At 36.6% G+C, this 12,130-nt stretch carries 9 protein-coding genes; 5 read left to right on the top strand and 4 right to left on the bottom strand.

Annotation, left to right across the window (positions count from 1 at the left end):
- Both F6K23_RS29040 and trxA read right to left on the bottom strand, forming a co-directional pair.
- A partial coding sequence (locus F6K23_RS29040) for a transposase (protein WP_293162216.1) occupies nt 1-922 on the bottom strand: 922 nt, incomplete at its 3' end.
- Between the two features lie 392 nt (nt 923-1,314).
- Nucleotides 1,315-1,632: a thioredoxin gene (trxA, locus tag F6K23_RS29035; RefSeq protein WP_293162214.1), complete on the bottom strand. Its 318-nt coding sequence runs from the start codon at nt 1,630-1,632 to the stop codon at nt 1,315-1,317.
- Nucleotides 1,633-1,839: 207 nt separating this feature from the next.
- Here trxA and fabG point away from each other — a divergent pair, with 207 nt between their 5' ends.
- The 4 genes from fabG (at nt 1,840) to F6K23_RS29015 (ending at nt 9,067) form a co-directional block, all read left to right on the top strand.
- Nucleotides 1,840-2,607, top strand: coding sequence for a 3-oxoacyl-[acyl-carrier-protein] reductase (gene fabG / locus F6K23_RS29030; RefSeq protein WP_202225405.1), 768 nt, complete (start codon nt 1,840-1,842; stop codon nt 2,605-2,607).
- Nucleotides 2,608-3,994: 1,387 nt separating this feature from the next.
- Nucleotides 3,995-4,996, top strand: a complete 1,002-nt coding sequence (locus tag F6K23_RS29025) for a hypothetical protein (protein ID WP_293162211.1) — start codon at nt 3,995-3,997, stop codon at nt 4,994-4,996.
- A gap of 866 nt (nt 4,997-5,862) precedes the next feature.
- Nucleotides 5,863-7,008 carry a succinylglutamate desuccinylase/aspartoacylase family protein gene (locus tag F6K23_RS29020; protein WP_293162209.1) on the top strand — a complete coding sequence of 382 codons (1,146 nt, stop codon included), beginning with the start codon at nt 5,863-5,865 and terminating at the stop codon, nt 7,006-7,008.
- A gap of 394 nt (nt 7,009-7,402) precedes the next feature.
- Nucleotides 7,403-9,067 carry a glycosyltransferase family 39 protein gene (locus F6K23_RS29015; RefSeq protein WP_293162207.1) on the top strand — a complete coding sequence of 555 codons (1,665 nt, stop codon included), beginning with the start codon at nt 7,403-7,405 and terminating at the stop codon, nt 9,065-9,067.
- Between the two features lie 57 nt (nt 9,068-9,124).
- On the opposite strand, the gene F6K23_RS29010 is transcribed toward F6K23_RS29015, so the two are convergent.
- Nucleotides 9,125-9,928 carry an alpha/beta hydrolase gene (locus F6K23_RS29010; RefSeq protein WP_293162205.1) on the bottom strand — a complete coding sequence of 268 codons (804 nt, stop codon included), beginning with the start codon at nt 9,926-9,928 and terminating at the stop codon, nt 9,125-9,127.
- Nucleotides 9,929-10,243: 315 nt separating this feature from the next.
- Between F6K23_RS29010 and F6K23_RS29005 the strand changes: the two genes are divergently transcribed.
- Nucleotides 10,244-10,450 (top strand): hypothetical protein, encoded by a 207-nt coding sequence (locus F6K23_RS29005; RefSeq protein ID WP_293162203.1) that lies wholly within the window; start codon nt 10,244-10,246, stop codon nt 10,448-10,450.
- 595 nt (nt 10,451-11,045) lie between these two features.
- Here F6K23_RS29005 and F6K23_RS29000 read toward each other — a convergent pair.
- Nucleotides 11,046-12,128, bottom strand: coding sequence for an ATP-dependent 6-phosphofructokinase (locus tag F6K23_RS29000; protein ID WP_293162201.1), 1,083 nt, complete (start codon nt 12,126-12,128; stop codon nt 11,046-11,048).
- Between the last annotated feature and the right edge of the window lie 2 nt (nt 12,129-12,130).

Raw genomic sequence — 12,130 nt, 5'->3', positions numbered from 1 at the left:
TGGGAATTGGTACAAATTCTGAATTACTTTTTTTTCCTAATTCTATTTGATTTTTCTGACCTTTATTCCAACCAAAAACAATTGTACCGAGCTGATTTTTTAAACAATGATTAATGACTATTCTGGCGGCTTTATTGATACCGTCACGCATTTGGCGGTTACACTTTTCTGTAATAGCAGCTAATTTATTTGACCAAAATCCAGTCGGTTGATTTTCTTTAATAGTTGATACTTGTTTGTTGTACCAACGATTAATTGATTTGAGATGTTTACCATCTATAATTAAGCTTGTACCTACATTAGATACACAGGTCAACCAATTATTGACTCCGTGGTCTATTCCTAAGACATTTTCTTGATTTAATTGAGGTTTAACTACTACTTCTTTTTCATAGACAAACTCCCAATAAAAACATTTGTTTCTCGGTAATATTCTCAGTCCTTTAATAGATAAAAATTCGAGATTACTCGGCATAGGAATATAAAAACAATCTAGACCAAACCAGCGCTTACAGGTATTACCTAGTGGCACTCTAATTTGATTACCTTTAAGTTTTAATGCTTGCTTGGGGTAACTAACTGTAGTCATTCCCCCTTTTTTTCTGTAGTTAGGAATCCTTGGTCTATCTGATACTTTTCCTTCACTATAGGCAATAATAAGACCATAATAAGACCTAAATGATTCAGCTACAGTTCTCAATATTTGTTGTGCTGCTTGAGAATGTAAAACTTTGTAATGATAGTTCTTTTTGTAGACCTTTTCCAAGTCAAACTTGCCCAGAGTTTTGTAATACTTAAAAAATAATTGCCGACCATAATATATTCCCATGTTAGTAAGCTTGTGAGACTGTTCACACAAGAATATTAAAATAGCAATTAATTCGGGATTTTTACCTACTAAAACTTGCTGACAAGAGTACATTTGAAACGAGGGTTGGATGGCTTTATTGTGAGTAATAATAGCACAAGACCACTTTAGTTGTCTAGTCTAAACGACTAGGTTGTTTTCATCCACCGGTTAAAACACGGGGGCCTTCAATGTTGCTTTTTAGTCAAATAAAATACATCGGATTAAAATCCGACTCCTCGCCTTTCATCAATCGCTTAAAAGACGATGGCTTTCATGCTCCCGTGTTATTTAGGTAATGAACATTTGTATATTTGATCACAAGAATTTCAACTTAAAAATAATATCTTTCTACTATTATCAACTTAGCTGGTATCTTAGCAGATTTTTACTTTTAATGTAAGTATAAATATGCTATTCACCTCAATCATAATTATGTCTATTTCTTCAAGAATATTTAATTAAATTTAGACAATATTTTCTAAGCGTTCAATTAACTGTTGTGCTTGTATAACCCCTTCTATCTGCTCTACTGGCTGACCATTTTTAAACAAAACCAAAGTTGGCAAAGCTTGAATGCCATACTTTGATGCCAACTGGGGATATTTATCTGTATCAATTTTAACTATCCGTAGTCGATCTTTCATTTTTTGATTGACCTGTTCGAGAATAGGGGCCATCATTTGACAAGGGCCACACCAAGTTGCATAAAAATCCACCAGAACAGGTATTTCCGAACTAGCGAGTAATTCATCAAAACTATTAAACTGCTTTTTAATTGCCATCTTGAGAAAATATATACTTAACCTATAAATTATAGCGCTATGCATTAAGGTATTTAAAATGAATAAAAGCTGAAACCCTTTTGTATTCCCCTATTGCCAGATAAGCTGTTGCCTGTTGCCTTGCGCGTAGCACTATATTAGCTTAACTCAACAAGCCATAATCCCCTAAGATAAATTAGTTTAAACCATATAGAAAAGGATTTGATTATGGAGGCATTACCCGAAACATTACAGCGTTTGAAAGGACAAGTAGCAATAATCACAGGTGCATCTAGAGGAATTGGTCGGGCAGCAGCTTTAGCATTAGCAATGGAAGGGGCAAATGTAGTTGTTAACTATGCTAACTCTAGTGGAGCGGCTGTGGAAGTAGTGGCAGAAATAGTTGCTGCGGGTGGCAATGGGATGGCACTTCAAGCAGATGTTTCTAAAGCTGAAGAGGTTGATACCCTCGTCAAAGAAGTGATGGAAAAATGGAGTCGCATTGATATTTTGGTAAATAATGCTGGTATTACTCGCGATACTTTGCTTTTGCGGATGAAACCCAATGACTGGCAGTCAGTAATAGACCTAAATTTGACAGGGGTCTTTCTCTGTACCCGTGCCGTTAGCAAAATTATGCTCAAACAAAAGAGTGGTCGTATTATTAATATTGCTTCAGTAACTGGACAAATGGGTAATCCTGGCCAGTCTAATTATAGTGCAGCTAAAGCAGGGGTTATTGGCTTTACTAAAAGTGTAGCAAAAGAACTTGCGAATCGTGGAATTACAGCAAATGCGGTTGCCCCTGGGTTTATAGAGACTGATATGACTAAGGACTTGAAAAATTCTGAGGAAATTATCAAATTTATTCCTCTCGGTCGTTATGGTACACCAGAAGAAGTAGCGGGTATGATTAAGTTTTTAGCTGCTGATAGTGCTGCTAATTATATTACAGGTCAAGTATTTAATGTGGATGGGGGAATGGTGATGGCTTAATAGTAATTTTTGGCGTTGCTGAATAGCGTGTATGATATTAATCTTAATTACTTAGGAGTCAACCCACCCCTCGCCCCTCCCCCTCCCAGGAGATGTACTCAGGAGGACTTAGTCAGGAGGGAAGAAAGAAGAAGAAACAGGAGTATAAGGAGAAAGTTTTTTGAACGCCCTCTCATCGGGACATGATATCATACCTCAAATCACCAACGCCCCAATTTCATATAGAAGCCATTTGAGATCTATATAATTATGGTAGCCAAGTCTTTTCGCGCATCAATGAGTGAGGAAAAATCTGAAAAGGAGTGTTGAATTTTTTGTATTATTTCTCCCCACATCTTCCCTCTTCCCTCTTCCCTCTTCCCTCCTGTCTCCTGTCTCCTGTCTCCTGTCTCCTGTATAGCTGTCTCCTAGCTAGAAAAATTTAATATTTATGAAGATACGATCAGGGGTTCTATAGAAGCCATTTGATATCTTTGCAAGCGGTACGGGTTTTTGGCACAGGAGTCAGGAGTCAGAACTCAGGAGTTCGAGAAATAGAATAGGGGGAAAAGGTTTGACATCCTCCCCGACCTAAAGGTGCGGGGATTCTCCTGAAACCAGGATTCTTGGTTTGCTGACGCAAGGCTACGCCAACAATGAGTCCACTTAAATCAGATACCTTACGATACCTAAGCCAGAGATGGTTCTCTCCCCAAGCGTTTGCTCTATTCCAAGAGCCTGTTCCCGTATGCCCTACGGTACAGTTTAAACCTAAAAAAATTGGTTCTCTGGTACTTGATGCTTAGAGCTTTTCCATGCACAAGCATTCCTGTGCAAAACCCCATAACTCTAGTTTTCAAGGTGCAAACGCTACAGTTAAGTAGCTATAGGTTTTTAGAGCGGTTGAATACCTTTGCGCTGTTTCGATCATAACATAAAGTCCCCCTAAAAGGGGGAGGCTTTAAACCCAATTTTTCGGTAAATTAGCCTCCAGATTCATCATCTACCCACACTCCCCCTATATTTTTAAATAGAACCCATTTGGGTTCTATAAGGGAACAGCGGTGCGACCCCACGTCAGCGACAGACGCAAGTGGTCGGAACCCGGGGTTTTGCTCCTCAAGATGTTTGCCCAGCACTCGGTAGGAAAACGCGCAAGCGTCCCGTAGGGAATAATTTCCTCTCCATGGGAATGCCAAGTAACATAGGGAATGCGCACTCCTGTGAGGGAACAGGGAATAGAGGTATGTCCTAACATATTTGCGTAATTCTATATCTTGAATTAGTCAAATTAAATTCCCATCAACTGACTATATGAAGATTCAGTAAAGGTGTTAATTTGTTATTGATTTATTTGTTTGGTTAGCAATAGTATATAAATAAGTGAAAAAATGTAATTTACTAATCAATGAAAATTAAACATTACTTATTGACTCCACTTTTGATAGCAAGCATGGCAATATTTTCTGAAAGAACCTTTGCTTTTGATTTTAAATTTGGTTCAGATGAGACAGTTTTATTAAATGATGATTTTGATAGTCAAGGCAATTGGCAACTACCTTCAAATGTTCGTATTGATTCAGGTTATTTAATTCCAGATGCTGATTTTCAAACTGCATCACTTAATTTAGTAGACTTAGGAATAGGTTCCCTTAGTCCCAGTAACGGTGCGATTAATTTGTATTGGAGCGCAATTTTTCCAGAAGGTGCTAAACAAGAGAGAAATGCTTATATTCCTGCTTTAGAATACGCGGAGAACCCACTATTTTGTTGGAACGGGAAAGGCGATGACGATGCTGAAATTATTCTCGGAGAAGATGGTTCTCCCTGTCCAACAGGTTTTAACAAGGTTAAGGAAAATGCGGAACTTAGAGCTTGGATGCGCCCTCAAGAACGTGGTAAACCAGGTTTCACAAGACTGTATGCAGATCCAGATTTTACTCCTGGGGTGGAACCAGAACAGCGTGATAGTTCTGAGTTTGCTTTTATGAAGTTAGATAGTCAAAATAATTCTGTAACAGATTACCGTATGAGGGTTGAGGAAATAGACCAGCAGGTTGAGGTTGAGCTTTTCTTTTTAAATAATGGTGAATGGGATTTAATAGGCGATCCTCTGGTAGTAAATTCATCACAATGGAGATACGTTACTGGTCAGAATGAAGAAACTGGGGATTATATATATGGAGTTGAGGAGTCTGTAAGCTTTGAGTCTATTAATATTTTATTAAGAAGAGATACAAGAAGGGAACCTACTAAAATAGATGCTATTGCACTTACCCAAGAGAATATTTATGATAGTAAATCTGTTCCTGAACCTATATCTATATTTAGTATATTAGGGGTTGGAGCTTTAGGAATAGGAAGAGTTGAGAAGGGCAAGAATAAATTTAAGAAGCTGTTCAACAATTAATAATTAATAATGGGTTTGCGTATGGAAAGTCTTTTTGCAGGGGTAGGAGACAACCCACCCCTCGCCCCTCCCCCGACCGTGGAGGGGAAGACAGGAGACAGGAGAAATGGAAATTATAGACGAGGTAGTCGCAAAAATTGTCCCTTGATTTTTTTGCCATAATTATCCCGAAATACTAGCTTTTTGAGCTTGAGCGACCGAAAAGGTTGCATTTTTTCGACTAAAAAAGGCTGAAACCAATGTCAGTCAATGCTTTGATATTTAATCAGCAGAGCAATAATTATTCGGTAAGCTAATACCAAATTCAAAAAAGGCAGTTACATCTTAATCTGTGATTTATTCCTAAAATAAAAAAATCAAAATTCCATAAATTATAAAGTTTCCACCTTTTATCATGTTTTCCTGTTCCCTGTTTCCTGTTCCCTGTTCCCTGTTCCCTGTTCCCTGTTCCCTGTGTCGTCACTGTAGCAATATTTTATGGAATTGGTATAAGACGCATTTAAAATACTTCTTAGCAAGTCAGAAGTTAGAAGTCAGAAGTCAGAATTAATAAGAGTTGTCCTTTTACAGCGGTTTTCAAATAGATAGACTACAGTGGGCAAAGCATTCTCCTACTGTGTACTCCCTACTCCCTACTCCTTAAACCAAAAGAATTTTGTAGTCTACTTAAATGAAAAGCGCTGTAATTAGGCACACAACAAATAATTGGTTTAAATGCACAACAGCTTAGACAGGACTTACATAACGGCGCTAATTGTAGTGGTTAGATCGGCAATAATGACCAAATTATAAACTATATGTAGCGGTACGGTGTAATTCCTGTTAGATTAATATTTTAACTGTTGTCTATTACCTCAAAAAATGCGATGAAACCAATAATTTCTACTATACCTTTAAAACAACTTGCTTCTGGGGATATTCTCTATTTACAAGTTTATAAATTTACTGGAAATCAAACTGGGAAAAAGGCTTATATACAAGCAAATTTACATGGTGCGGAAATTAGTGGTAATGCTGTTATTCATCATCTAATAAAATTTTTAATGACTCTGGATAATAGTCAACTAATAGGAGAAATATTGTTAGTTCCTGTGTGTAATCCTGAAGGAGTTAATATGCGATCGCATCAATTTTCTTCGGGTAGATATAATAGTTATGATGGTAAGGATTGGAATCGAATTTTTTGGGATTATGAAAAGGAAGATATCGATCTAGAAGCTTTTGCTAAATCTCAAATTAATTTAACGGAAATTGAGATTCAAAATAATTATCGCCAGCAAATTTTAGATAGTTTTCATCAGCAGTCAGAAAAAATAAATTCTCCAAGTAGCGTACCTTTTTATAAATACTATAGATATCAACTTCAATCATTATGTTTAGATGCGGATTATTTAATAGATTTACACAGTTCTACTAATCAAAGTTTGGATTATTTTTATTGCTTTCATGGTAGGGAAGAAAGTGCTAAATTGTTTCTTTTAGATTATGGGATTTTAATGGGCGATGGTGAATATGATGGGGATGCTTTTGATGAGGCATTTTTGAAACCTTGGTTGGCATTAGAAAGAAGTTTGAAAAAGTTAGGAAAAGCGATTCAATTTGACATCGAATCATGGACGTTAGAATTAGGTTCGGGAATGAAAATGAATCCTGAATCAGTGGAAAAAGGTATTCGGGGAGTGAAAAATTATTTAGCGAATAAAGGAATGTTAAAAATTCCAGAATTTCCCTTAGCTGAAACAGCATCTCATCACATAAATTTAATTTCTAGAAAAGGAATGAAAAGTTACTATGCTCCTGTGGGTGGCATGATACAAAATAGAGTTGAACCTGGTAGAGTGGTTAAGCAAAATCAGCGAATTTATCAAATATTGAATTTCAACAAAAATAGAGAGTTGCCAAAAGTCATAGATATTTTTGCCGAAACAGATGGTGTGATTTTAGATAATTCTACAAATCATTCTGTGAATCAGGGGGATTTTGTGTTAGGAATTATCTCAAAAAATAACTAAATTACACTTTGCTATATTTCTTGGGCAAGTTTCTGAAGCAGATAGAGAAAAATTAACACAAGTATGGAATACCTGATAAAACTAAAATTTTGAGTTATTAAAGTATAAGTAATTTACCGTTGATAAGATGGTGGATTACTTATATTTTTCTTTCTAAATGACATCAGAAATTTTACATTACCAGATAACTGCTAAATCTAAGACAAATCCTGGTCAAATATTTTCTCCTGATACTATTTGTGGATTTTTTAAGATTTCTATTTCTCGTTTTTGAGTCGAAGGAAAGGTTAGGAGATATCAAAAGCTTAAAACTCAGACAACGCCAGATTTTTCTTGATATTCTAGATAACTAAACACCTTCTTCCTTCTTTCTTCTTCCTTCCCTATAAAAAAAATGATTTATCTCAAATTTGAAAAGAAAAATTTATCTCAAATCTTAATCATATTACTGATTATTGCCATAACTTTAGGCATAGGGTTCCGTTTTTTCAACCTCGATAAAAAAGTCTATTGGCATGATGAAGTATATACTTCTTTACGAGCATCAGGTTTTAAGATGGCTGACCTTGGCCCAGAATTTATCAACGAAATTATTCCTGCTCAAAAACTGCAAAAGTATCAAGATATTAAACCAGAAAGTACCTTCAAAGACACTCTTGAATCTCTGATAATTGAAAACCCCCATCATTCTCCTTTATATTATTTTATAGCTCGGTTTTGGATGCAACAATTTGGCGCTTCTATAAAAGCATGTCGTAGTTTGCCTGCACTAATCAGTTTATTATCTTTACCTTTAATATATATTCTAGCTTGGCAACTTTTTAATTCCCATTTAAACGCTTTACTAGCAACTACATTTTTAGCTTTATCACCCTTTGAGATTTTGCTTGCTCAAACAGCCAGACAATATAGTTTAGTTACTGTGATTATTTTGAGTAGTAGCATTTTATTGTTGAAATCTCTGCATTATTCAAATTGGAAAAATTGGGGATTATACATTATAGTTTGTGCTGTTGGTTTATATACCCATTTGTTTTTTGGTTTAACGATGATAGCTCAAGGAGTATTTGTTATTAGTAATTGGTTTATATCAAATTATCTAGAGAAAAATTCCTCTCAAAAAAAATATAATTCCTCAAAAATTCAACTTTTAATTCAAACATTACCTGGGAAATTTTTCATTGCTACATTAGCAATAATAATTCTCTATATTCCCTGGATATTGGTAATCATAAATAATCTGCAAAGAGCTTATAATGCTACAAATTGGGCAAGAGTATCAGTAGGCTTCAATTTTTTAGTAAAACAGTGGATTTTGAGTTTTTCTTCTTTATTTATCGACCTAGATTTTGGCTTTGACAGTATTGCTACATATTTACTGAGATTGCCATTTTTAATCATTATTGGTTTTGGGGTTTATACAGTTTGTAGTTATTGCAGTCACTCCACAAAATTATTTATTCTGACTTCTATTTTTGTACCTTTCGCAATATTAGTAATACCCGATTTGTTATGGGGTGGAAAACGCTCTGCTGTCACTCGTTATCTGATTTCCTGCTTTCCTGCAATATATTTATCCGTTGCTTATTTATTCTCAAGGTATTTAGGTGGCAATAATGTTTCGCATCAGTTAGGCGATCGCCTCTCTTTGTTTAGTGGGCAAAAATTCTGGCGAGTAGTTTTGGCAATATTATTGACAGCAAGTATTTTATCCTGTAGTATCAGCGCTGTTTCTGATACTTGGTGGAATAAAACCCCTAGTTATTTTAATGCTGAGGTAGCAAAAAAAATTAATGCTAGTGATTACCCACTATTATTGAGCGATGTGGGTGATGATTATACAAATATTGGGGATGTGATTTCACTCAGTTATCTATTAGATGATAATGTACAACTGTTGTTGTTGACTCAACTGCCAAATTTGCAGATGGTTACAGGTGAGTCTGAGATTTTTGTGTTTCGTCCTTCTAGGAAACTCCTGGAGGCAATGAAAGCAAAGCAATGGGAATTAAAATCTGTTGTTGCGGGGGAGTTGTGGAGAGTAGATATCTCAAATTGATGATAAAAATGCTATATTGAGATTAATACTTGAAAAAAATTAGAGGCAAATAAAACTTTAATACTTCAGACGTAAAGTAGGCTTTACTTTGATATAATAAAAAATGTATGGCGTGTAGAGGTAAGGCGCATAGCTTGTCGCATCGGCCAGCATTGGAGCTTCAAGCATGAAGGATGGCGACAGGTGCGAGTAGTTAGGGTAAGTTTCCGCACCCGCACGTTTGGTCATGTAATAATCATAACCTTCACTTGGTGTTGCTCCATTCTTGACCGCTTCCGCTTCTGCTTCCATGCCAAGTGCATCAACATATTCGACTACACCTGTTTCATAGGCTTTTTGACGACCTGCATTTTGTGTAGCAATTAAGGCTGTAACAGTCTCACGATCCATCGCTTCAAAGTAGCTGGCCTTATTGCCCATCATGCCGGACACAGAGGCAATCACTTTCAAGCGTTTATCTGTCGTGGCAGTCAAAGCCATGTAACCGCCTGATGCGCAAACGCCGATGCCAAAGAGGTTGTCACGGTCAACGAAGGGAAGTGTACCCATGAAGCTAACCGCATCGCGGATGCTTTCAATCTTCACAAACGCATTTTCGTTGTTACGAATTTTCCCTTCACTGTCGCCATAACCGATATGGTCAAAAACAATAGTGACATAACCGCGTTCGGCAAGTTTAGAACCATAAACCGCTCCGGTTTGCTCTTTCACTTGGTTAAAGGCTGACGAAAAGACAATAGCGGGATAGCTACCATTTGAATCAAAACCTTCTGGTGTGTAGAGGTGAGCTGAAAGGTTTAGTCCCTGAGATTTAAAGGTAATATCATTTTTTCCAGATTTTAAATTTTGTAATTTCATCATGGTGTTCTGTTCAATTAGGTTTTAAATTCGCTTACATTTACAATATTATCGAGTTATTTGAGATGAGTAAATAAACAAAACTGCAGAATTTGGATACATTTTTGCAACTTATGTTTTAAATGAAGAACCCTGACAAAAATATCCACATTAATAACTCTTAATATTAACAGAACTTATGCAAAGAAACTATATATAGCACCTAGTAATTTAGACGATCGCTAAGGAAAACCTAATCAGGAGCGCCAACGCAAAGAGAACCATTTTGGCTTAAAACTATATATAGTGCCCTTGCGTAAGTCCTGATATAATTTAATTATGAAAAATGAATTGATTAACCTAACTTGTGAAATTCAACTAGCTCCTGGTGAAAAACTAATTCTACCAGAATCATTATTAGAAACTGTAGGAGCTGGACGTTGGCGAATAACAATTCAGCCAGTTAAAGCAGAAACCGAAGAAATTATTACTCGCAACCATGAAACATTCCTAAAAAGTTATTCTCCAGAAGATGAGGGTAATTAACAGCTTGACATAATCTATGATTATCTACTATAATCTATTTAGCTATGGCGGTCAGTTCGACCGTGACAGCCTGTGGACTGGATAACGCCGACGTTGCCAGGTAGAAGCAGGAATAGAACAGATTATTTATAGAAAATCATAGATTTTTTAGAGATAATCGTAGGTTTCTAAGAACGGTCTTTATGACAACTATCCAAGTAGGTGAATTTTGGGTAGCAAATATCCTTTTTACAATGGATAAGTTTACCTTCAACGGTACGTCTTTACTCGATTAGATTGCTTGGAAAAATCCTTGTTAATATATTGTCTTGGGAAAGTTTCTGAGGGAGATGGGGAACGATTAAAACAAGTATGGAATACCTAATATAAAACTCAGATTTTGAGTTAATCTATATAATACTATGCCCAAACTTAGTTATGATTTTAGGGAACAGAAAATAAGGAAAATAAATAAATCAGGACTTACGCAAAATGTGAAATTATACACCAATTGTAGGGGGCGAATGCCATTCGCCCCTACTATATGTGGTGGTTATGCGTAAGTCCTGTAAATATTCTTGGGGCAGGAAAAAACTTTCCCACCCTACTTTTGACATTAATCTCCCAAACAAATACCCATACTCCGAGCAGTTTTAACTAAAGTATCATTAATATCTACCGCTCTGTATTTAGAGATCGCATCTGCAATTGGTACAGCGATCGCCTGTCGATTTTGCCAAGTTACCATGTGGTCGTATTTTTCTTCAGCAATGAGGTCAACTGCTGCCACCCCAAAAGCTGAAGCAATTAAGCGATCAGTTGGCGAAGGAATACCACCACGTTGAATATGACCTAAGACGGTGACACGAATTTCCGCACTACTACAAGCAGAAATTTTATCAGCTAGATATTGCCCAATACCACCAAACCTAGATTGACCAAAAGAATCATTAGTTGTGACAGCTTCTCCTGTTTCAGTACGCACTGCTTCTGCGACAATTACCAAAGAATAATTTTTGCCTAAATCTTGGCGTTTGCGGATGTAGTCACATATTCGTTCTATTTTGTAAGGAATTTCGGGAATCAATATTACATCTGCACCACCTGCAATACCAGCATTGAGAGCAATATGTCCCGCATCTCGCCCCATTACTTCCAGAATCATCACTCGACTATGACTAGCAGCAGTAAAATGTAAGCGGTCTAGTGCTTCTGTGGCAATTTTGACAGCAGTATTAAAACCGATAGAAAGTTCAGTACAGCTAACATCATTATCAATGGTTTTGGGAATACCCACTAGATTCAAATTTCCTTGTTGAGCAAGTTGACGAAGAATAGCTAGACTGCCATCACCCCCGATACCAATTAAAGCATCAAGCTCTAATAAACGATACCCTTCAATAATTTCCTCAGAGCGATCGCGAACAGTTTCATCTGGCATCGGAAATGCAAATGGGTTACCCTTATTAGTAGTTCCTAAAATTGTACCACCTGCTGTGAGTAAGGGGTCGATTTTTTCAATTTCAAGTTTGATTGCTTTTGGTGGACGTTCCATCAATCCCAGGGTAGCTTGCTGAATGCCAAAAACTTCCCAATTATAAGTTCCAATTGCGCGATATACGACCGCCCGAATTGCTGGATTTAATCCTGCACAATCTCCTCCACTGGTAAGGATGCCAATACGTTTGTGTTCTACCATAA

This window comes from Okeania sp. SIO2C9, from assembly GCF_010672455.1.
In the GTDB taxonomy this organism is placed as follows: Bacteria; Cyanobacteriota; Cyanobacteriia; order Cyanobacteriales; family Microcoleaceae; genus Okeania.
The sequence above is the reverse complement of the archived record's forward strand: the minus strand, read 5'-3'. Positions and strand labels throughout refer to the sequence as shown.